This window comes from Streptomyces sp. NPDC054765 (genome assembly GCF_053612065.1).
Genome location: NZ_JBSHBP010000041.1, coordinates 1 through 21,110 on the forward strand (window position 1 = coordinate 1; position 21,110 = coordinate 21,110).

Here is a 21,110-nt window from a genome sequence, read left to right on the forward strand (position 1 = left end):
GGGCGAGGCTTCTTCTTCCCCATGCTCTCCATGATGGACATCCTCCCGGGGCAGAACCCCTGATCTCTGATGTCCGTCAAAGCGGATCAAGCCCAGTCCGGCTGTATGCCGACTACATGCACACCGAGTACGGCGACCTCGACTCCGACTACGTCTTCGTCAACCTCTGGGCCGCCCCGCGCGGGCACGCGATGAACTACGCGGCGGCCTACGACCTGGTCAGACGGCTCCGTCGAAGGACCGGCATCTCCTTTGACCCGCACTGGTACCGCCACACCTACGCCACCAGGCTGCTGCGAGGCGGTACCCCGGTCGAGGTTGTCAGCAAATTGCTGGGACACGTCAGCCTGACCACCACGACCGAGACATACGGGCACCTCACCGCCGAGGACGCCCGGAAGGCGCTGGAGGCCGTCGGCTGGTTCGACGGTACGGAGGTACGGCTGTGAACGAGACCTCGCACCTGCCCGCCGACCCGGGAGAGGCGGGGCCCGAACGCCCCAGGCTCCAGCTGCACACAGGGCAACGCATCGAGGAACCCACTCGGCGAAACGTCTGGGACATCGAGTACGACCGGGACGTCTGGCGGCTACGCGAACTGGGGATCAAGGCCAAGATCGCCCACATCCTCTTCGACCGGATCCCACAGCCCTGGCTGAAGGATTTGGCAAAGCCGTGGGCCCGGTGGCGGCTCAGCACAGGGCTTGGCGCCGAGTCGGCAGCCTCCGGCACGCGAGCCATTACCCACTTCGCGCAGTTCCTCGCATCGCCTGCGGTCCGCGTCGTCCGCCTTGATCAGGTCGACCGGCCGTTGCTGGAGAGGTATCTCGCCCAACTGCACGTCGACTATGCGGGCCGAGCGGTGCACCGGAACTTCATCGGACAGCTCAATCTCTTTTTCCTGGCCATCCGTCAGCACCGCTGGAACGACACCCTGCCCGCAAGCGCTGTGTTCTTCCCCGAGGACTTTCCCCGTTACGACGAGCGGCTGCCCCGGGCGCTGAGCGAATTGGTGATGACGCAGTTGGAGCAGCCCTCGAACCTGGACCAGTGGAAGAACCCGGCCTACCGGCTGGTCACGCTCATCCTGATGCGCTGCGGACTGAGGATCACCGACACGGTTCGGCTGCCGCACGACTGCATCGTCCACGACGCCGATGGGGCCCCCTACCTGCGCTATCTGAACCACAAGATGAAACGTGAAGCGCTCGTCCCCATCGACGAAGAGCTTGAACGCGAGATCCGGGATCACCAGCGCCGCCTTCGTGATCGCTGGCCACACGGCACTCCGGTGCTCTTCCCGCGATCCCTGAGGAATCCTGACGGGCACGAGCCTACGGACCACAACGTCTACCGGAGGGCGATGCAGCAGTGGCTGAAGGCATGCGACGTCCGTGACGAACACGGTCGCCTCGTGAAGGTCACCCCTCACCAGTTCCGTCACACACTGGGAACACGGCTGATCAACCGAGATGTCCCGCAGGAAGTCGTGCGCCGGATACTCGACCACGACTCCCACATGATGACGGCGCGTTACGCCCGGCTGAGCGACACCACAATCCGTCGGCATTGGGAGCAGGCCCGCAAGGTCGACATCACTGGCCAGGCCGTCGCCCTCGACCCCGAAGGTCCGTTGGCCGAGGCGTCCTGGGCCAAACAGCGTCTTGGCCGCGTCACTCAGGCCCTGCCCAACGGCTTCTGCGGCTTGCCGGTGCAGAAGAGCTGTCCGCACGCCAATGCCTGCTTGACGTGCCCGATGTTCGTGACAACGCCGGAGTTCCTGCCACAGCACCGGCAGCAGCGCCAACAGCTCCTACAGATTGTCTCGGCGGCCGAGGCCCGCGGCCAGCTCCGCGTCGTCGAGATGAACCAGCAGGCCCTCGGCAGCCTCGACCGGATCATCACTTCCCTGGAGGACGACGAAGATCCCGGCGGAGCGGAGGTGACTGATGCGTGCTGACAACTCCCGCCATATCGTCGCCGCGGCCGGCAACCGCCACGAGTACACCCGCGCCAAGGCGATCAAGGCCCTACGCGAGATCGATGCCGCGGGCACAGCCGTCACCTTCGACAGCGTGGCCCGTGCCGCCGGCGTCTCAAGATCTTGGCTCTACACCCAGCCAGACCTGCGAGCCGAGATCGAACGCCTGCGGACCGAACGGCAGCGAGCCTCCGCCGACCCGATTCCAGCCCGGCAGCGAGCCTCCGACGGTTCGCTCATCCGGCGCCTGGAGGCCGCCAACGAACGCAACCGCCGCCTCACCGAGGAGAACCGCCAGCTCCGAGAGCAACTCGCCCACGCGCTCGGCGACCTCCGCGCCGCCAGGCTCCAGAGCCCACCCATCCCTGAGGCCCGCCGCCAAGGTCGAGGTTCGGCAACGATCGGGCCCTGCTGACAGGACCCTGGCCAGCCTCGTGAGCTGCCTCGTGGACGCTGTCCTCACCACATAGCCCCAGGTCAGCGAGGCACAGCATTCCGAAGCTCAAGATAACGATCGTTTGCCGACAGGCGGCCGACGCGTCCAGTGAACCCGTGCAATCCGGGGGTTCGCGGCGGCGCGAATCCCATCAGATCCGATGGTGATTGCTGACAGGGTTTGACGACAGATTGGGTCCGATCCTCCGTACGGAAGGGGCCCCGAGTGGCGAACCTGGTCTACAAGCGGGTCTCGACCGACCAGCAGTCCACCGCCCGGCAGAACCTCGTCCTTCACGAGGCCGGGATCGAGGACCCGGTCGTCTTCGAGGAGGACCCGGGCACCTCCAGCCGCCTCCATCCCCTCCAGCGCCCGAAGTTCCGCGAACTCCTCAGGCACGCGGCCGGGCGACACCGTGCACATCTCCGAGATGTTCCGCCTCGTCCGCGGCACCGGACACATCCTCGACGTGCTCGACGTCCTGCACCGCGAACAGGTAGCACTGCGCATCCACGACGGCGCGTTCTCCGCGATGGACCTCACCGCCCGCCACCCGCGCACCGGAGAACTGCTCTCCACCGTGAAGTTCATGGTGCAGACCCTCGCCGCCGCCGGCGAACTCCAGCGCGACCTCCAGCGCGAGCTGACCTACGACGGACTGCGCGCCGCCGAGGCCAAGGGCAGCAAGGGCGGGCGCCGCCCCGCCGTGGCGGCCACGAAGACCGGCGACGTCCGCGCCGCGTACCTGGAGGGCCGCTCCATCGCCGCCCTCGCCCGCGACCACGGAGTCAGCCGCGGCGCGATCCGCACGGCCGCCGCCGACCTCCTGCCCGACCACACCGCCACCGAGGAGGCCGCCGCCCCTGAGCTCCCTCGTCCAGGTCGAACAGGGACAGTTGGGCTCCGGGGTGCGGGCGTTCGCGGCGTCCCCCATCAACACCGTATGGCTGGAGCTGTCCCTGACCGCCATCGACCTGCTCGCCTGGACCCGCACCCTGCTGCTGGACAGTGAACTGGCCACCGCTGAACCAAAGGAGCTCCGCTACCGACTCCTGCACGCCGCCGCCCGCATCACCCGCGGCGGACGGCGCCTGCGACTACGGATCGCCACCACCTGGCCCTGGCGACATGAACTGACCGGCGCATTCGCCCGTCTGGACGCCCTGCCCCGACCAGCCACCCGACCACCGCCACCGTCCCTGCCCACCCACGACCGAGAACCCCGCAGAACCCGGCCGAGCGTCGGGCCGTCACCATGCCCAGCCGCTGGCTACTGACCAAAATCGCCCACCGCACCAAACCATTGCAGCCACTCGAAGCGAAACAGGGAGGTTAAGCCTTCCAACGGCATTTCGTGCAGGGAATCATGGCGGGTTCGGTCAAGTAACCCGCCGGCGCAGGAACGGCAACCGGGCCCGCCGGAGCCGGCGTTGCGGCGTGGACGGGCCCAGCTTTCCGCCCCGTGTACCGGAGGGCACGGGAGGACACCATCAAGCAGCCTCAGTAGGCGGGAAACGCCCAGCCTCCGGGGTAGAACGGTTCCCGGTCTGCGCGGAAGGCGCTCGTCGCGCGGGCCAGGGCGCCCGGCTGCAGTTCGTTGACGTGTCCCGCGGCCGCGAGGGAGGCCAGCGTCGTACCGCCGAGGAAGGCCGCGCCCAGCTCGATCGAGGTCAGCTGGAGGTCGGCAGGGTCACGGGTGCGCTCGCAGGTGGCCGTGCCGCCGTCGGCCTGCAGCCGGTAGCGCCCGGTGTTCCAGGGGCAGAAGCGGTCCTCCACATCCAGGACGAGGTCCAGCGGCGTCGCATAACGGCGCCCCGCCAGGGCCCGGTCGACATCGACCAGGCGCACCCACAGCCGGTCCACTTGCGCGGAGCGCACCGCACGGGGATCGGTCAGCAGGTGAGGCAGCGGCTCGTCGACCGCCGCCTCGTACTCGATCCATGGCACGAGGTCGATGCCGGCGAGATAGCGCCACAGCGCGGCGTACGCCTGGCGGCAGACCGTGGTGAACTCCACGACCTCTACTGCGCTTTTGCTGTTGCCGAAGATGTCGAGTTCGCTCTTCATCCGGTAGAGCGCGTACCCGGTGGCTTGGCCGCCCGAATCCCGGTGCACGGCGAAGCGCAGTGAGGTCGCACCCCCGCGCGCCTGCGGCTCGTCGAACAGGCGGCTGTTCCAGGAGCGGTCGTTCCGGTCGGGCCGGCCGACTGCGCCGATACGGGCTCGGTCGTAGACCTTCTCGATCAACGGACGGGCTTCGTCACGGCCCAAGAGGTGAATGGTCCCGTCCCCGAATGCCGTCCCGGGCCGGAAGACCATAGAGCGCTTTTCGCACCGCAGCTGAGCCCCGCGCGTGGCGGGTCCGTAACCGAAGCGGCCGTAGATGCCGGCTTCGGCGGGGCGGAGCGCTGCAATCGGCTCACCGCAGGAATCGTGCAGTTCGGTGAGCTGTTTGCGCATCATCGCGGTAAGGATGCCGCGGCGCCGGTGGGTGGGGGCAACACCGACCCAGGTGACGCCCGCAACCGGGAGTACAGCCCCGGGGACGGTCAGCGAGCGGGTGTAGGCCGCGGCGCCGCCGACGGGGAGGTCTCCGTCGAACGCGGCGATCGTGCGATCCAGTTCCATCATGGTGCGCTCGTCGGCCAGTTCCTCGTCGGTCCGGTCGTCGCCGTAGGTGTTGGCGATCATGCGGGCCCACGGCGCGAACTCGCCATCGGTCAGGGGGCGGAGCGGGTAAGGATCAGTCACCGCTTCTGTGTAGCGAACGTCGCGGCGCCACGCGATCGAATTAACCGGCCGATATGCGATATGCGATATGCGATCGTCTCCTGAACGTGCACCGGTTAGGTTGGCGCGATGACTGAACTGCGAACCGAGCGTCTGCTGTTGCGTGAATGGCGGGAGTCCGACCTTGCTCCCTGGGCGGCGATGAATGCCGATCCCGAGGTCCGTGCGCACTTCCCGGAGGTGCTCACGCGGGAGCAGAGCGAGGCGTCCGTCGCTCGGTTCCAGGCGGATCTCGATGCGCGCGGCTGGGGGTGGTGGGCGGTCGAGGTGCGCACCGGCGGCGAGTTCATCGGGTTCACCGGGCTGGATCCGGTGGAGGAGGCCATGCCGTTCACCGGAGTGGAGGCCGGCTGGCGTCTGGCCCGGCAGGCCTGGGGGCACGGTTACGCCACGGAAGCTGCCGAGGCCGCCTTGGCCTTCGGCTTCACCGCCCTCGGCCTGCCGGAGATCCTGGCGGTGACCACCGCCACCAACCTCCGCTCACAGGCGGTGATGCGCCGCATCGGTATGACCCGCAACCCTGTCGACGACTTCGATGATCCTGCCGTGCCCGACGGCCCGCTGCGTCGGAGCGTGGTGTACCGGATCTCCGCCGAGGAGCAACGGAGCATGAAGCATCCATAAGGCCGGACGGCGCGGTGGCGTTCACGGGCGAAGCCCGGCACCGAACCTGACGGTTCCTCGCACCTCACCTGACGGCTCGCCATACTCGTTCCGCACCGGGGCGCCGCTTGTTTCCGTACGGCGCCCCGGTGGCGTGCGGTCACCGCCCTGCGGGGGCGGTGACCGGTGTCGGCAGCGCTTCCAGTCCGGGCGGCAGCGGCGCCGTGTGTATGACGCCCAGTCGTTGCGTCGCCCGGGTGAGTGCGACGTAGAGGTCGCTGGCTCCGAGTTCCGCCGGTTCCACCACGATCACCGTGTCGAATTCCAGGCCCTTGGCCTGCCGTGGGTCGATCAGCACCACCGGGCTGGTCAGATCCGGGGAGGGGCCGGCGGAGGCGGTCGGGAGGGCGGCGGAGAGGGCCTCGTGGTGGGAGCGCGGGGCGATCACCGCCAGCCGGCCTTCCTCATGGGTCTCCCGTGCGACGGCCTCGGCGACTGCGCGAGCGAGGTCGTCGGTGCGGTATGCCCAGGGGGGTACGCCGGTGGAGCGGATCGAGCGCGGCGGTTCGAACGAGGGGTCCGCGGACCGGGGCACCTGTGCCGCGAACTCCATGATCTCGGCCGGCGTGCGGTAGTTGACGCCGAGCCTGACGTGCTCCCATCGGTCCCCGACGTACGGCGCGAGGACGGTCTCCCATGAACCGCAGCCGCCCGGCTCGGCGGTCTGTGCCGGGTCGCCGACCAGGGTCATGGAGCGGGTGGGGCAGCGGCGCATCAGCAAGCGCCACATCATCACGGACAGCTCCTGTGCCTCGTCCACGATGAGGTGGCCGAACGCCCAGGTACGGTCGGCCGCGGCGCGTTCGGCGGCGGTGCGGTGGTCGGCCTCCTCGTGCCGGTCGGCGAGCCGTTCCGCGTCCACCAGGTCGTGGGCGGCCAGCACCTCCGAGTCGTCGTCGTCACGGTCCTCGAACTCCTGGGTGCGAGAGCCGTAGGAAAGGTCGAGCACGCCCTGGGCGTAGGCGATCCGCTCCTGGCGTCCGGCCTCCGCGGCGGCGCGGGCCGCGGAGTCGTCCTCGCCCAGGAGTTCGGCGGCCTCGTCCAGCAGGGGAATGTCCGCGGGGGTCCATTCGCCGTCCGTCCGGCGGATCACGTCCGCGTCGGCCGCCGGGAGGTGGGCGGGAGCGGCGAGGAAGTCGGCCACCAGCCGCTGCGGGGTGAGGTGGGGCCACAACTCCTCGATGGCGTGGTGCACTTCGGGACTGGTCGCGATCGCCTTGCCGAGCTGGGCGAGGTCGTCGGGCCCGAGGAAATTCGGCCCGCCGAAGGGGTCCGCGCCGATCCGGTCGGCCAGTTGCCCGGTGAGTGCGTCGATGATGCGGAACGCGAAGTGGGGACGGGCGAGGTTGTGCGGCAGCTTGGTCTCGCGGGCGAGGCGCCGCGCCTCGTGCGCCGTGTCGGCGTCCAGCCGCAGTTCACCGTCCTCGTGGTCGATGACGATCACTGGGCCGGGCAGGGTCTGCCGGTCCTGTACGTAGCGTGCCAGGGCGTCCGCCATCGCCGCGCTCCCCTTGACCCCGGCGGCTTCGGCGCTGTCGGTTGCGGTCGCCGTCACGCCCGGGAAGAGCTCAGCGGGTGTGGCGAGCAGGACGCCCGTCTCACCGAGCGCGGGCAGCACCTCCTCGATATAGCTGAGGAATGCGGGGTTGGGCCCGACGATCAGCACGGCGCGGCGGGCCAGCAGTTCACGGTGCGCATAGAGCAGATACGCGGCGCGGTGCAGCGCAACGACGGTCTTGCCGGTGCCGGGGCCGCCTTCCACGACGAGGACTCCGCGGTGCGGGGCGCGGATGATCCCGTCCTGCTCGGCCTGGATGGTCTGCACGATGTCGTGCATCCGTCCGGTGCGCGCCGTGTCCAGTGCGGCCAGCAGCACGGCGTCCGCGTCGGCACCCTCGTGTCCGGTGCGTTCGGTGTCGTCGAGGTCGAGGATCTCGTCATGGAGGGCGGTGACCCGCCGGCCCTCGGACGTGAGGTGACGCCTGCGGCGCAGCCCCATCGGAGTGTGCCCGGTGGCGAGGTAGAACGGGCGGGCCACGTCGGCCCGCCAGTCGACGACGAGCGGGGTGCGCTCCGCGTCGTCGCGCCGGATTCCGATGCGGCCGATGTGGTGGTCGCGGCCGTCCCGGAATACCAGCCGCCCGAAGCACAGGCCGTTCTCGCCGGCGTCGAAAGCGGCCAGCAGACCCGAGTGTTCGGCCACCAGCACGTCGCGCTCCAGCCGCGCCTGGGCGTTGGTCCCACCCAGCGGCAGAGCTTCGTTGACCGCCCGCTCGGCGCCGGTCCGTAGTTCGGCGAGGCGTTGATGGAGCAGATCAATGAATTCCTGCTCGCGCCGCAATTCCTCGTTTGACAATTCAGCTCCGCTCGGATACAGTTCGAAATGAAGTTGGGCTTGCTTCCCGAATTCAGGAAGACATAGAAGCCCTCAATATACACAGAGAAATACCCCGGCCGCCAATGCGGTCCGGGGTATTTCTCTGTGTGCGGCAAGCGTTTTTACCTGAGAGCCGGGACGGTCAGCTCACGCCTTACCGCAACGCCGCGCCGGGCGGCCGGCAAGGTGCCGGGTCACCACGTGTGGGCGACGTCCACGATCAGCTGCTGACCGGACTGGAGCACCCGGAACGGCATCTTGGCGCGCACGCCCAGGCCGACCTGGGTCTGCCCCTCGAAGCTCGCCCCGAACTTGGTGTCCTGGAACGTCCTGTAGCCGGTGAGGTTCACCCCCGGCAGCGCCTTGCCCGCCGTCCCGGCATAGGTCCGCTTGCCGGTCGCCGGGTCGTAGCTGGGCGCGGACACAAAGATCTGCAGGATGGCGCCGCCGTTGACGGGTATGCGCTCGCCCGAGCCGTCCTGGTGGAACGCATCGACATAGCCGGCGTGGTAGCCGATCTTGCCGGTGCTGCCGGCGAGGTCGAAGACCATCCGGTCATAGCACGCGGTGTGGCTGGTCCTGATGTTCTTCAACGGCGTGGCGTCCGAGTCCGTCGCCGACTTGTCGCCGCTGCCCCAGAGGGTCGAGCAGGCCGAGGGGGCCTTGCCCGCCGGGCCGGTGGCGGCGCCGGCCACCCCGGCCGTGCCCGCCACCCCGACGGCCGCCAGCACGAACGCCGTGGCCACTGTCCCCAACCGTCGCATGAATTACCTCCAGAGAAGAGTGAATGCGGATGCGTGCGGAAGGACGGACGAGCGCGCTGCGGCGTTGTCCGTCCGCGGGCTTTTGGCCGACGGCAGGGCCACGTTGTCGCGAAATCGGACGTGTTGACGATCCGGGATGCTCCGGGCCGGCTGTCCCGCCGCCACCCCTGGTTCATTCGACGATCGCTCCCCTGGCCCTTCTCCTGCCGGCCGGCCGGCCGGCGACCCGGCACGGCCGGGCGGTGCGGCGCCACGGCGCGCCGTCAGCTGTCGACCACGTCGACCGTCACGCCCCGGCGGCGCAGTTCGGCCAGTTCCCCGGCCGGCGCGCCGTCGTCGGTGACGACCCGGTCGTAGCGGGCGATGTCGCTGTAGGCGTGGGTGGCGGTCTTGCCGAACTTGGTGTGGTCCACCAGCAGCAGTGACCGCTGTGCGCAGTCCAGCATGGCTTCCTTGATCTCGGCGTAATCGCGTATCGGGTGGAAGAGCCGGCCACCGAGAACGGACACCGCCGACATCACCGCGAGGTCGGCGTGGAGACGGCCGAGGGCACGCAGCACCTCGGGGCCGATGCAGGAGCCGAACTCGCCCCGGTAGCGGCCGCCGAGGAGGGTGACGTCGGCCCCCGGTGTCTCGTCGAACAGCCGGGCCACACCGAGGGAGTTGGTGACCACGGTGACCGCTTCGGTCCGCGCGATACGGGCCGCGAGCGGGAAGACCGTCGTCGAGTCGTCCAGCACGACGGTGCTTCCGGGCCGGATCTCGTCGGCGACGGCGGCACACAGCGTCTCCTTCACCGGGCGGTTCACACCGATGCGGAAGCGGGTTGCGGTCTCCATGGTGAGGGTCGGGAACGGCGCGGCCCGGCCGCGTTCCTTGCGCAGCAGCCGGCGTTCGGCGAGCTGGTCCAGATCGCGGTGCATGGTCGCGAGGCTGACCCCGAAGCGTCTGGCCAGGTCGTCGATACGTACTTCTCCGTGCTCGACGACGTGCGCCAGTACGTCCTGCCGTCGCCGGTCGACCTCGGCCAGCGACGACCGTGTGGAAGCCATCGGGGCCGCCCCTTTCCGGTCGGACAGCGGCAGTGCGCCTACCGCTGCGGGTAGATGACGGCCTTTACGGCGGTCGCGTCGTGGGTGGCGACGGTCAGTGCGCACTCGGCCTCGGCAAGACCGTAACCGTGCGAGACCAGGGAGTCGAGCCGGACCCTTCCGGACTCCACCAGGGCCATCGCGGCGGGCCAGGTGTGGGCGTAGCGGAAGGTGCCCGTCACCTCCAGTTCGTAGTTCTGGACCCGGCTCACGGGCAGCGGCACCTCGGCGCCGCCCATCCCGATGAGCACCACCCGGCCGGCCCGGCCCACGGTACGGATCGCCTCGCCGCTCACCGCGGGAACGCCGGAGCACTCCAGCAGGACGGTGGGCGTGTACGCCGCCTCGGGCAGCGGGGTGCGGGAGACATCGACGGCGGTGGCGCCGGTGGCCCTGGCGAGTTCGAGACGGTGCGGGAGGACATCGGTGACCAGCACTTCCCGTGCGCCGAAGGCTCGTGCCGTCTGGGCGGCGACCAGGCCGATGGGCCCGGCGCCGGTGATCAGAACGCGGTCACCGGGGGCGACGCGGGCCTTGCGGCAGGCCCAGACCGCCACGGACAGCGGCTCCAGCAGGGCCGCCTCCTCGACGGTGAGGGATTCGGGGACCTCGTGGGCGAAGTCCTGGTGCACGGCCAGGTATTCGCAGAAGGCGCCGTCGACCGGCGGCGTGGCGAGAAATCGCATGTCCGGGCAGAGGTTGTAGCGGCCCGGACGGCATTCGCCGCAGCGGCCACAGGGCGTACCGGGCTCAATGGAGACACGCCGGCCCATCCGGCGCGGATCGGCCCCGGGACCACAGGCGACCACGGTGCCGGCTGCCTCGTGCCCCAGCACGAGCGGCTCGCGCACGACGAAGTCGCCGATGCGTCCGTGACGGTAGTAGTGCACATCCGAACCGCAGGTCCCGACCGCCTCGACCCGGACCAGGACCTCTCCCGGGCCGGGGGCGGGAACGGGGCGTTCCTCGATGCTCAGCTGACCGGGTCCGTGCAGTACGGCGGCACGCATGGTGGCGGGAATCCCGGATGTAGCGGTCATGGCGGGCTCACGGCTCCCTCGGTGTGCGGGGACGGGGCATGGCGCGATCGGCTCCGGACCGGTGCGCGCCCCTTGGTTTCGGCGGTACCGCTTCTTTTTTATCAGATGAGTCTTGACTTCGCACAAAATGCGAGAAGACTTGCGCCGGTCCACCGTCCGCCTCCGCATACGGCGGTGCGCCCCTCCCTCCTCGCTCACCCGATCAAGACCAGCCCCTGGAGAGTCCATGCGCAGCTCCGCTCACCCCCGGCCGGCCCCGGTCACCGGTCCCCCGGCGGCCGGCCGCGGCCCTTCCCGCTCCGCCCGCCTGGGCATACCCCCGGCTCTCGCCTGGGGCTTCGTGGGAGTCCTGCTGTTCATGACCGGCGACGGCGTGGAGACCGGGTTCTTCTCGAAGTACCTGGCCGACCAGGGCATGGCCAAGGCCGATGCCGCGGTGGTCATCGCCGTCTACGGCATCACGGTCGCCGTCGGCTCCTGGCTCTCGGGAGCCCTCTCGGACCTGTGGGGACCGCGGCGGGTGATGACGGCCGGTTTCGCCATCTGGCTCGTCTTCCAGCTGCTCATGCTGACGGTGGCATTGCCGGCCATGAACTACTGGCTGCTGCTGCTCATCTACGGGCTGCGCGGATTCGGATACCCCTTGTTCGCCTACGGGTTCCTGGTGTGGGTCACCGCGGCGACCCCGCCGCAGCGACTGGGAACAGCGGTCGGCTGGTACTGGTTCGCCTTCACCGGCGGTCTGCCGACCCTCGGTTCACTGGTCGCCGGCACCACGATCCCGCTGGTCGGCGCCTACCACACCCTGTGGTACGCGCTCGGCCTGGTGGCCCTCGGCGGGCTGCTCGCCCTGCTGCTGGTGCGCGAGCCCACCGGCCGGTCCGCACTCGCTCCGGCCGGCGGGCAACCGCTCGCCACACTGGCCGGCAGTGTCTCGATCATGCGGCGCCGTCCGCGGGTGGCCATCGGAGCCGCGGTGCGCGTCTTCAGCACCGGTTCCCAGTTCGGTTTCCTGGTCTGCCTGCCGTTCTTCTTCACCGAGACGGTCGGCTTCAGCACCTCGGCCTGGCTGCGCCTGCTCAGCGTGATGTTCGCCGCGAACATCTTCGCCAACCTGTTCTTCGGAGCCGTCGGCGACCGCCTCGGATGGCAGCGCACCATGACCTGGTTCGGCGCCGTGGCCTGCGCGGTGACCTGTCTGGCGCTGTACTACGTACCGGTCGTGACCGGCCCGCACTTCGCCGCCGTCGCGCCGGCCGCCGCCCTCTACGGCATCGCCCTGGCGGGCTACGTACCGATCTCGGCACTGGTCCCCGCGCTGGCGCCACGCCACAAGGGGCAAGCCATGTCCGCGCTCAATCTCGGCGCCGGCGCGAGCACCTTCGCCGGCCCCGCCATCGTCGCGCTCGCCCTGGGCCCGGTCGGTGTCGAGGGCATCGTCTGGATCTTCGCCACCCTGCACCTCGCCACCGCCTTCGCCATCCGATTCCTGACACCCGACCCGGAGTTCACCTCGCCCGACGCTCCACCGGCCGTCGACGACGCGGGCCTTCGCGCCGGACATCACCGACCCGCGCAGCACTCACACTGACGCCTGCGCGGCCGCGCGTGCACGGGCGGCCGCCGCGCGCGCCGGGTCGCCGAGCTGTTCCTCCAGCCGGGCCTTGGCCGACCAGTTGTACGGACAGACCGGACGCAGCTGGATACGTTCGCTGAGCAGGGCCCGCGCCAGATCGGTGCGGCCCGCGCGGATGGCGGCCTCGACCAGGGTCCGCTGGATCGCGTCCCGTTGGGCGTGACTGCCGCCGAAGGTGTTCAGACGGTGGCGGACGGGGAGCAGCAGCTCGACGGCCCGGCCGTAGTCCTGGCGGCCGTACGCGATCAGCGCGCGGCAGACAGGCAGTCCGATCCCGGCCGTCATGGCACGGTTGGACACACCGGGCTCCGCCGCCAGCCAGTCCTCCCGGTCCCGGACCAGGCGCTGTGCCCGGTCGATGCGGCCCGCCCCTACATAGGCCATGACCGCGTGTGCGTCGTTGAAGGCGTAGTGCGGGCCGTCGTGGCGGCTCTCCCAGGCGTCGGCGAGCCGGGCCCACCGTGCGCTCTGTTCCTCCTGTGCCAGGTACAGCCGCCACAACAGGGCGGCGGAGTCCAGCAGTTCCATCGCCATACCCGCCGTACCGTCGTGGTGGAGCGAGGCGTCGTAGATCTCCAGGACCCGCGCGGTGTCGCCGAGTTCCAGTGTGTAGAGGGCGTAGTGCCACCAGTTGTGGACAGTGAGCAGGCTGTCGCGGGCCCAGTCGTCCGTGCGGGCGTCGAGAAAGCGGATCCCGTCCGTGAAGCGCCCCCGCATCTCGTAGGTGTGCACGACGCTGTGGATGCCCCATACGTCGCCGGGATGCTGCGCGAGGGCCGCCAGGCCGACCTCCTCTGCACGTTCGTAATGGCCCGACTCCTCCAGGCCGAACGCATACATGCCGAGCAGCGGCCCACGGTGGGGGTCGTCCTCGTCCCAGGCGTCCAGGGCTCCGCCGACGCGGTCCCGGAGGCGCTGGGCATCCCCGGTGAGGAAGTCGTGCTGGTGGCCTGCGAAGAGCGCCAGCACATCGCGCGGGAAGGCGATGGTCAGGTCGCCGAGGAGGCGGCCGGCACCGTGCAGGTCACCGTCCAGCCATGCCGTTGCGGCGGCGAGATGCATACGTTCCCGGGACGACAGCGCCTCGGCGTCCAGGCCGCAGCGGAAGCGGATGAAGCGGTCCCGGGCCACGGCCGCGTCCGTCTCCTCGGTCCCCAGCACCCCCAGATAGGCGGCCAGCACCTGCCCCATCACCGAGCGCGGCGAGGCGTCCAGTACCGCCTGCGCCGTCTCCGCGACCCGGGGCCGGAAGAACAGCAGGTCGTCCAGGGCCTGCTCGTAGTGGGCACGGGCCTCGACGCCGGTATCGCTCATCAGGTGACCGTGTCGGTCCGCTGTCATGGTGACTCCTGCGGGTACGTAGGGGGTTGGGGTGGACGAGGTGAAAGCGGCCGGCGACGCGATCGCCCGGTTGCGGTCCGGGGCCGCTCCGCCATCGGCCGCACCATCCCTACCCGCTCTGCAGCCGGAGTCACGGCGAAATCACTCATTACGCCCTCGTACTCACCTGTCGCGGCAGCACTGATCGCCTTCGTCCTCACCCCTTTGACGGCCGTCCTGACCAAGGGCCGGTTCTCTCTGCGGCGTACCACCGACGGGATCGATGCTCCGCTGCTGGACCCGGACGGCAACCCCAGTGCGGCCCCGTACGAGCGCCATGTCTGCCGACAGGAGTGCGAGCGCCCGGACCTCGCCGCCTGCCGCCGCCATGACGCGGTGATCTGCTCCCTGTGCCTGAGCACCGACAAGACCGGCGCCCATGTCCTGCCGGCAGCGATACCTGCTTGATACGGCGGTGCGGCGACTACGGCGGTGACGGCGGTCAACACAGACAGCCATATCACCTAAAAGTCTGCTCTTCGTGGCCGTTGCCTCTGGAGCGGGGGCCGGTGGGGAACGACAGCCGTGTACGGGCGGCTCACAGCCGTGGCGCACCGCGCCCTGCGGGGTGCCGGAGCGCCATGTGCCGCGGTTCCTTCACCAGTTAAGGAGACTGATCGATGGCTCACCGGATCAAGAGTGCCCTCGCGACTGCGGGCGCCTGCGCCGTCCTCCTCGGCGGGGCAGGCATGGCCACCGCCGACAGTGGCGCCCAGTCAGCTTCCCTCGGCTCCCCCGGCATCGTGTCCGGCAACACCATCCAGGTCCCCCTCCATATTCCGGTCAACGTCTGCGGCAACACCATCAGCATCATCGGGCTGCTCAACCCCGCTTTCGGCACCCCCTGTTGAGCGGCTGACGGCCGGTCGGCGCAGGGGCGTCGGGGCGGTGCAGCCGCCTTCCGGCCCGCGCCGGCCGAAGCGGCTCCCGGGACCCCTCTCCCGCCGTCATCCGGGACACGGAACCTGTTGGCCGATGCGCGGGTAGGGCCAAGGGGCAGATGCCTGCCTCGCCCTTCACGGGCCCACCCTCCGCCGCCCCGGCCCTCGTCACTCTCATGGCGAGGGAAGCCGTTCATTCACCCGGGGCGGTGTGCTGCACCTGCCGCAGAAACGTCGCGTTGTCGGGCGTACGCCGGATCGTGTCGAGCAGCGTCTCCATATTCGTCTGCCCGTCCCCGGCCCGGAGGGCGCGGCGCAGTCGGCGCACGGCCGACAACTCGGCTGCGGGCAGCAGCAGTTCCTCGCGGCGGGTGCCCGATGCGGTGATGTTGACCGCTGGATAGAGCCGCTTGCCGGCGAGCGCACGGTCCAGACGGAGTTCCATATTGCCGGTGCTCTTCAATTCCTCGAAGAAGTAGTCGTCGGCCCGGGATCCGGTCTCCACCAGGGCCGTGGCCAGGATGGTCAGCGAACCACCTTCCTCCGCGAGACGTGCGGCGCCGAAGAGCTTCTTGGGGCCGTGCAGCGCGGCGGCGTCCACGCCTCCGCTCAGCGTCCGGCCGCCCGAAGTGACGGCGTTGTTGTGTGCCCGGCACAAGCGGGTGAGGGAGTCGAGGAGGAGGACCACGTCCTGACCGTCCTCGACGAGTCGCTTTGCGCGCTCCACGGCCAGTTCGGCCAGTGCGATGTGCTCCTTCGCCGGCCGGTCGAAGGTCGAGGCGAGCACCTCGCCGCGCACCGAACGACGCATATCGGTGACTTCCTCCGGCCGTTCGTCGACCAGCACGACCATCAGCCGGGATGCGGGGTGGTTCTCGGCGACGGCGGCGGCGAGTTGTTGCAGCAGCACCGTCTTCCCCGTCTTCGGTGGTGCCACAATCAGCCCTCGTTGGCCCTTGCCGACCGGTGCGATCAGATCGACGATACGCGGCGCCGGCCCGCCGTTCGCACTTTCCAGACGCATACGGTGCCGCGGATACAGCGGCGTGAGGTCATGGAAATGCGGCCGCCCGTGCAATGCGTCCGGCCTGCGTCCATTGACCGAATCGAGCCGGCCGAGCGAGCGCGGCCGGCTGCACGTTCCTACAACGAAATCGCCTTTGCGCAAGCCCGCGTTACGGATCAATGCAGCGGGCACCTTGACATCGTCGGAGGAGGCGAGGCAGCCCTCTCCGCGCAGAAAGCCGAATTCTTGCCGGTGGTTCGCGATATCCAGAACTCCGGCTGCCGGCACGGTGAGGTGCGTCGAGGTCGCGGCGGCGGACTGTTCCCGGGAGCGGGAGGCAGAGCGGGACGCGGATCCGGAAACAGGGCGGGAAACGGTCGCGGCAGGTGTGCCGAGGTGAGTGCCAGTGGTCATGGTGTCCTCTCGCGAGGTTCGTACGTACAGGGGTCGTTTCAGGAAGGGAAATCCGGCAGGAAAGGGCGAAGGGCGGTGAGATCACGCCCCGCGGGCGGGCGAGGAAGGCCCGCGCCGGAAAAGAAGGGGTGGCGAGACGGAGAAATACCGCATCGCTGCACTGCGGGTGTTGACCAGTCGGTGCCGGCTCGCCGGTCGAGAAGGACGGGCGCAACAGCGGTACGAAAGGCAATCCGAGGAAAGTAAAGCACCGGGGCCGGAATTACGGCTAGCACAAGTGCTTTCCTTCGGCACGGTACCACACGGCGCGGCCGATGCGAGAGGGCGCGGACCGGTCCTATGCTGAGGGCAATGTTCGCACCTCAGGGTCCCACCTTCCGTGAACTCGCCGTGCAGGCGCTGTCCTCCGTCGAGCACGGCTATGACCTGCTCGCGCCGAAATTCGACCGCACACCGTTCCGGACCCCGGAGGCGGTTCTGACGCCCGTGGCGCGGGCGTTGCAGAGGCTCGGGCCGTTCGGCAGTGGCCTCGATCTGTGCTGCGGTACCGGGGCGGGCATGGACGTGCTGCGTCAGGTGTGCCGGGAACGGGTCACCGGAGTCGACCTCAGCGCGGGAATGCTCGCCGAGGGCCGCGCCCATGAGCGGGTGACCGCGGGCGCGCCACGTGGCGAGTGGGTGCGCGCGGACGCACGGGCGCTTCCCTTCGGGCCGGTCTTCGACCTCGTGGCGAGCTTCGGTGCGTTCGGGCATTTCCTGCCCCGGGAGCGGCCGGGGCTGTTCGCGCAGGTGCACTCCGTGCTGCGGCCCGGCGGCCGGTTCGTCTTCCCGGTCGGGGCTCCTGCACGGCCGGGGTCGCGCGGCTACTGGGCGTTGCTGGCGTTCGATACGGCGATGCGGGTCCGCAACGCGCTGTGGCGGCCGAGCTTCGTCATGTACTACCGGACGTTCCGGCTCGCCGAGGTGCGTACGGAGCTGATGCGTACCGGGTTCGACGTGCGGTTGTCCGCACTGCCGGAGCTGGGCCGACGCCCCGACGGCAGCCCGCGGTGCCGCCTGGTGGTGGCCACCCGGGCCGCCTGAGCGGTGTGTGGGCCGTCACCACCGGAGAGCGGTGAAGTCCACGGGCTGCGGACGGAGCGTGCGGGTGCGGGCCGTCAACTGCTCAAGGCGGCGCGCCATCTCCGCGGCGGGGAGCCGCTTGCGGTCGCCATGACCGGGCAGCACCCACTCGAAGTGCAGCTGAGGGGCGGTGCGCGCCAGGGAGGCGGCCAGTTCCGCGATCGAGTACCAGGTGACGGCGGCGGCCACCTCCAGGTCGGCTGTGGTGCGTGACCAGTAGAAACTGTCGCCGCTGAAGCAGTACCGGGTATCGGCGAGGTAGAGCACGCTGCCGCGTGTATGACCGGGCAGCGGATGCGCGGTGACGCCCTCGTCGATCTCGATCGGGTCGGTGCCCCGGATCACGCGGTCCGCGTCCGGAGCGGCGTCGAGATCGCCCTCGTGGATCCAGAGCCGGGCCCCGAACCGGTCGGCGTAGCGGCGACCGTGCGCCGCGTGGTCCCGGTGCGTGAGCAGGACATCGGTGAGGGGGCCCAGTGCCTCGTACCGGTCGGCCAGTGTGCTGCTCCACCGGGGCGTATCGATCATCATCGTGTGTCCGGCAGGACGGCGCAGCAGGTAGGAGTTGGCGCCCGCCGTGTGGCGGGAGTTGTGCCCGCAGAGCTGGACGGTGTCGTCCAGGGCGAGGGGGAAGGGGTCGAGGTCGGGGGTGAGCCGTTGGGCGGGGTGGCGGATCGACCGGGTGTGGCAGGCGAAAGCGGCGGCATACAACTGCCGCTCCTCCGCCTCGCTTTGCGGCTGCCGGATCACTTCCGCCCGGCCGTTCTCCTCCCGGATCATGTCCGGCGCGAGCTGCCGGGCGACATCACAGTTGGTGCACCGCGCGTCGACATGCCAGCCGTCCTCCGTCCCCTTTGCCCGTCCGTCCTCGGATAACAGGTTCTCGCTCATGACAGGTCCGTCCCTCCTGATCGGGGCGGCCGGGCAAACGGGTGGTCGGCGCGCCCGGGAAACAGAAGTACCCCACCGTGGAACGGAAGCGGAAGAGGGGGCGGTTCTTGTGCTTTTCGAGGGGGGCGTCTCTTCCGGGCGGGTGGTGGATGCGGGCAGACCGGCATTTTGCGGCGTTATGCCGGACTCGCCGGACGGATGACGTCGCGAGCGGCAAAGAGGGTCGGGGCCCGGGGGTCGGGGCCCAGGGCCGGGGGTCGGGGCCTGGGCACGCAACGATTCAGCCCGCCGTCCGGCACGCGACGCACAGCCGTCGGAGGGTCAGCTGCCTGCCGGCGCGGTGGTGTGCGGCTCGCCGGGCCGCCGGGGTTCCGGTGAAAACCAGCACCGGACACACGGCGAGATCACGGCGGACACCGACCCGGTATTCCTCGTGGACCTATCGGCCGGAACTGCCTGGGCGGGTGTCGTACTGCGCCAACTCCCGCTCGACAAGGGCTTTGCGGCACGGGCCGTGCGCACCGCCCTCAACGGCGCGTGCCGTCGGGTGAGGCCCGGCAGCCCGGCCTCCGGAGCTACGACGGGACCTGATGGTGCCTCCGTTTCGGACCCCTGTAAAGGGTCTGTTTCACTATCAACTACAACTTTACCAACTCTTGGTGTAGTTGTCACAGATTTCACACCAGTCTCAAACGCAACAGCGACGAATGCCACACACGGTCTCGTCGCTTCCACAAGGCTGGGCGAGAGGCAACAGCACGATGACGAAAAGCAGAACGATCCGCCACGGAAGCCGGCTGATGGCACTGTCCGCGGCGTCACTGGGTCTGGTCGCGGCGATGGCCATGCCGGCGGCCGCGGACGACGGACCCACCAGGGGCCGGCTCATAGCCGACTGCGCTTCCGGCGAAGGGAAGTGCAGCTTCAACGAGCCGATTCTCGGCAAGGCGTACCTCGGAGACTTCCGTCAGGTCTCCAACTCCCTGTACAACTGCAGCACTTCGGATGCCACACAGTCGATGGGCTGGTCGGACACCGTGGGTTCCACGGACTCCGCCGGCGTCTCCGTCACCGCCGGGGGCAACATCGCCGGTCTCATCGATCTCAGTGTCACCGCGACCTACAGCCACACCTGGTCGAGCTCGCACACCGAGAACAGCTCCCTGAACATGACGGTGAAGCCCGGCGAGGTGGGCTGGATCTCCCGCGCGCAGGTGATGCAGACCGTCTCCGGCACCTGGCAGACGCATTACGACAGCCCGAAGTGGGGGCACTACTTCTGGTTCGTGCCGGACAAGGTCACCGGGCCCGCGGCCAATGGAACCGACGGGCAGAGCAATGCGGTGACCGTCAAGACGCGCAAGATGACCGCCGCGGAGAAGAGTTCCTGCTCGTCCGGTGTGAAGAAGGGCCAGGCGTTCGTGGTCAAGCGCTGAGCTGACCACAGCGGAGCCGGGCGACTGCACCCGGGGGGCTGCCCCGCGCTCTCGGGCACGGGGCGGGCCATGGCAGCCGCCGGCCACCGTGCCTCCCGGCTCCCACGAGCCGGGAGGCGCATTTCCGGCACCCGCCCGCGAATCCTCAGCCCTGCGGCTCACCCACCCCGCCGCGTTGCCGCGCTGCGACTTTCCCGCGTTCATACTCGGGGACGAACCGCTCAGCTGTCTGCCCGCGTTCCGCACCCCCGCCGACGACATCGCCTCCCGGCTGGTGTGCGCGGAGCCGCCCCCGGGGGCACGGGCACCCGCGCGCGCCATCCGCGCTTAAGCTCCGTATGTGCACTCTTCACGCCCGCTCGCCGTCGCCGCCTTCGTCCTGGTCATATCGCTCAGCACGGCGTGCTCCGCCACTCGCCCCCCGCAGACCTCCGGCTCCGGCACGCCGGCGCCGCACGGCGGTGCGGCCGCCCCGACCGCGGTGCGCCCGCCGGCCGCGAACGCCGACTTCGACTACCAGCTCGGCGGCGCCTACCCGCCGCCCGCCGGGGTCCGGGCCGTCTCCCGCGATCGTACGGCCGAGCCCGCCCCCGGTCTCTACAACGTCTGCTACGTCAACGCGTTCCAGGCGCAGCCGGATGCCACAGACCTCTGGCAGAACCGCCACCCCGACCTGCTGTTGCGGGACGAGCGGGGAAAGGTCGTCGTCGACAAGGACTGGGACGAGCCCCTGCTCGACATTTCCACTGACGCCAAACGCCAGGCCCTCATCGACATCGTCGGCCCATGGATCGACGGCTGCGCCAGGTCCGGTTATGACGCGGTGGAACCCGACAATCTCGATTCCTACGAGCGGTCCGACGGCAGGCTCACGTCCGAGGATGCCGCGGCCTTCGCCCGGCTCCTGACCCGCCGCGCCCACCAGCGGCACCTGGCCGTCGCCCAGAAGAACACCGCCGACCTGCTGCCGCAAGGCCGCCGGATCGGCTTCGACTTCGCCGTCGTCGAGGAATGCGCCCGCTACAAGGAGTGCACCGACTTCGCGGACACCTACGCCAACAGGGTCTTCATCATCGAATACCGGCAGAAGGACTTCACCGCAGCCTGCCGCGCCTGGGGCAAGACCCTCTCCCTCTCGCTGCGCGACCGCGACGTACGCCCGGCCGGCGCCGAGGGCCACGTCTCTCGGCGCTGCTGACGGC

General features: G+C 69.7%; 17 protein-coding genes and 3 pseudogenes. 12 read left to right on the forward strand and 8 right to left on the reverse strand.

The annotated features are described in order from the left end of the window. Positions 1–101: 101 nt before the first annotated feature. The 5 genes and pseudogenes from ACWGJY_RS24145 to ACWGJY_RS24165 all read left to right on the forward strand — a co-directional run. Positions 102–449, forward strand: coding sequence for a tyrosine-type recombinase/integrase (locus ACWGJY_RS24145; RefSeq protein WP_453262982.1), 348 nt, complete (start codon positions 102–104; stop codon positions 447–449). Further along, the gene (locus tag ACWGJY_RS24150; protein WP_453262919.1) at positions 446–1,960 is read left to right on the forward strand and encodes a tyrosine-type recombinase/integrase; all 1,515 of its coding nucleotides are present in this window, start codon (positions 446–448) and stop codon (positions 1,958–1,960) included. Before ACWGJY_RS24145 ends, ACWGJY_RS24150 begins: the two co-directional genes overlap by 4 nt. Then, a complete protein-coding gene (locus ACWGJY_RS24155) occupies positions 1,950–2,396 on the forward strand; it encodes a DUF6262 family protein (protein WP_453262920.1) in 447 nt (148 codons plus the stop codon). The genes ACWGJY_RS24150 and ACWGJY_RS24155 overlap by 11 nt, the downstream gene beginning before the upstream one ends. Positions 2,397–2,642: 246 nt before the next feature. Next, positions 2,643–3,429, forward strand: a pseudogene (locus tag ACWGJY_RS24160) (recombinase family protein). Then, positions 3,350–3,592, forward strand: a pseudogene (locus ACWGJY_RS24165) (transposase); the annotation flags it as partial. The pseudogenes ACWGJY_RS24160 and ACWGJY_RS24165, both read left to right, overlap by 80 nt. Before the next feature lie 325 nt (positions 3,593–3,917). Here the strand turns inward: ACWGJY_RS24165 and ACWGJY_RS24170 are convergent. Beyond that, positions 3,918–5,168 carry a GNAT family N-acetyltransferase gene (locus tag ACWGJY_RS24170; protein WP_453262921.1) on the reverse strand — a complete coding sequence of 417 codons (1,251 nt, stop codon included), beginning with the start codon at positions 5,166–5,168 and terminating at the stop codon, positions 3,918–3,920. Positions 5,169–5,276: 108 nt separating this feature from the next. Between ACWGJY_RS24170 and ACWGJY_RS24175 the strand changes: the two genes are divergently transcribed. Next, entirely contained in the window at positions 5,277–5,831 is a 555-nt protein-coding gene (locus ACWGJY_RS24175) for a GNAT family N-acetyltransferase (RefSeq protein ID WP_453262922.1), read from the forward strand. Between the two features lie 139 nt (positions 5,832–5,970). Here the strand turns inward: ACWGJY_RS24175 and ACWGJY_RS24180 are convergent, their stop codons facing one another. From ACWGJY_RS24180 to ACWGJY_RS24195, 4 genes are all read right to left on the reverse strand, one after another. Further along, positions 5,971–8,226, reverse strand: a complete 2,256-nt coding sequence (locus ACWGJY_RS24180) for a HelD family protein (protein WP_453262923.1) — start codon at positions 8,224–8,226, stop codon at positions 5,971–5,973. Positions 8,227–8,441: 215 nt separating this feature from the next. Continuing rightward, entirely contained in the window at positions 8,442–9,011 is a 570-nt protein-coding gene (locus ACWGJY_RS24185; protein WP_453262924.1) for an AMIN-like domain-containing (lipo)protein, read from the reverse strand. Between the two features lie 263 nt (positions 9,012–9,274). Next, positions 9,275–10,063, reverse strand: a complete 789-nt coding sequence (locus ACWGJY_RS24190) for a DeoR/GlpR family DNA-binding transcription regulator (protein ID WP_453262925.1) — start codon at positions 10,061–10,063, stop codon at positions 9,275–9,277. 38 nt (positions 10,064–10,101) lie between these two features. Further along, the gene (locus ACWGJY_RS24195) at positions 10,102–11,142 is read right to left on the reverse strand and encodes an NAD(P)-dependent alcohol dehydrogenase (RefSeq protein WP_453262926.1); all 1,041 of its coding nucleotides are present in this window, start codon (positions 11,140–11,142) and stop codon (positions 10,102–10,104) included. Between the two features lie 226 nt (positions 11,143–11,368). On the opposite strand from ACWGJY_RS24195, the gene ACWGJY_RS24200 reads away from it, so the two are divergent. After that, positions 11,369–12,733 (forward strand): MFS transporter, encoded by a 1,365-nt coding sequence (locus ACWGJY_RS24200; protein WP_453262927.1) that lies wholly within the window; start codon positions 11,369–11,371, stop codon positions 12,731–12,733. Here ACWGJY_RS24200 and ACWGJY_RS24205 read toward each other — a convergent pair. Then, on the reverse strand, positions 12,725–14,119 hold the full coding sequence (locus tag ACWGJY_RS24205; RefSeq protein ID WP_453262928.1) for a tetratricopeptide repeat protein: 1,395 nt from the start codon (positions 14,117–14,119) through the stop codon (positions 12,725–12,727). The two genes, ACWGJY_RS24200 and ACWGJY_RS24205, sit on opposite strands and share 9 nt — an antisense overlap. A 159-nt stretch (positions 14,120–14,278) precedes the next feature. Here ACWGJY_RS24205 and ACWGJY_RS24210 point away from each other — a divergent pair. Both ACWGJY_RS24210 and ACWGJY_RS24215 read left to right on the forward strand, forming a co-directional pair. Beyond that, positions 14,279–14,566: pseudogene (locus ACWGJY_RS24210) on the forward strand (allantoin permease); the annotation flags it as partial. A gap of 212 nt (positions 14,567–14,778) precedes the next feature. Further along, on the forward strand, positions 14,779–15,009 hold the full coding sequence (locus ACWGJY_RS24215) for a chaplin (protein ID WP_453262929.1): 231 nt from the start codon (positions 14,779–14,781) through the stop codon (positions 15,007–15,009). 223 nt (positions 15,010–15,232) lie between these two features. Here ACWGJY_RS24215 and rho read toward each other — a convergent pair whose 3' ends face one another. Continuing rightward, positions 15,233–16,459, reverse strand: a complete 1,227-nt coding sequence (gene rho / locus ACWGJY_RS24220; RefSeq protein ID WP_453262930.1) for a transcription termination factor Rho — start codon at positions 16,457–16,459, stop codon at positions 15,233–15,235. A 351-nt stretch (positions 16,460–16,810) separates the two neighbouring features. Here rho and ACWGJY_RS24225 point away from each other — a divergent pair, with 351 nt between their 5' ends. Beyond that, complete coding sequence (locus tag ACWGJY_RS24225; RefSeq protein ID WP_453262931.1) at positions 16,811–17,542, forward strand: class I SAM-dependent methyltransferase; 732 nt, start codon at positions 16,811–16,813, stop codon at positions 17,540–17,542. A gap of 15 nt (positions 17,543–17,557) precedes the next feature. Here the strand turns inward: ACWGJY_RS24225 and ACWGJY_RS24230 are convergent, their stop codons facing one another. Beyond that, positions 17,558–18,472, reverse strand: coding sequence for an MBL fold metallo-hydrolase (locus ACWGJY_RS24230; RefSeq protein WP_453262932.1), 915 nt, complete (start codon positions 18,470–18,472; stop codon positions 17,558–17,560). 761 nt (positions 18,473–19,233) lie between these two features. Between ACWGJY_RS24230 and ACWGJY_RS24235 the strand changes: the two genes are divergently transcribed. Together ACWGJY_RS24235 and ACWGJY_RS24240 are read left to right on the forward strand one after the other, a co-directional pair. After that, positions 19,234–19,908 (forward strand): hypothetical protein, encoded by a 675-nt coding sequence (locus ACWGJY_RS24235; RefSeq protein WP_453262933.1) that lies wholly within the window; start codon positions 19,234–19,236, stop codon positions 19,906–19,908. Between the two features lie 340 nt (positions 19,909–20,248). Then, positions 20,249–21,106, forward strand: coding sequence for an endo alpha-1,4 polygalactosaminidase (locus ACWGJY_RS24240; RefSeq protein WP_453262934.1), 858 nt, complete (start codon positions 20,249–20,251; stop codon positions 21,104–21,106). Positions 21,107–21,110: the final 4 nt, after the last annotated feature.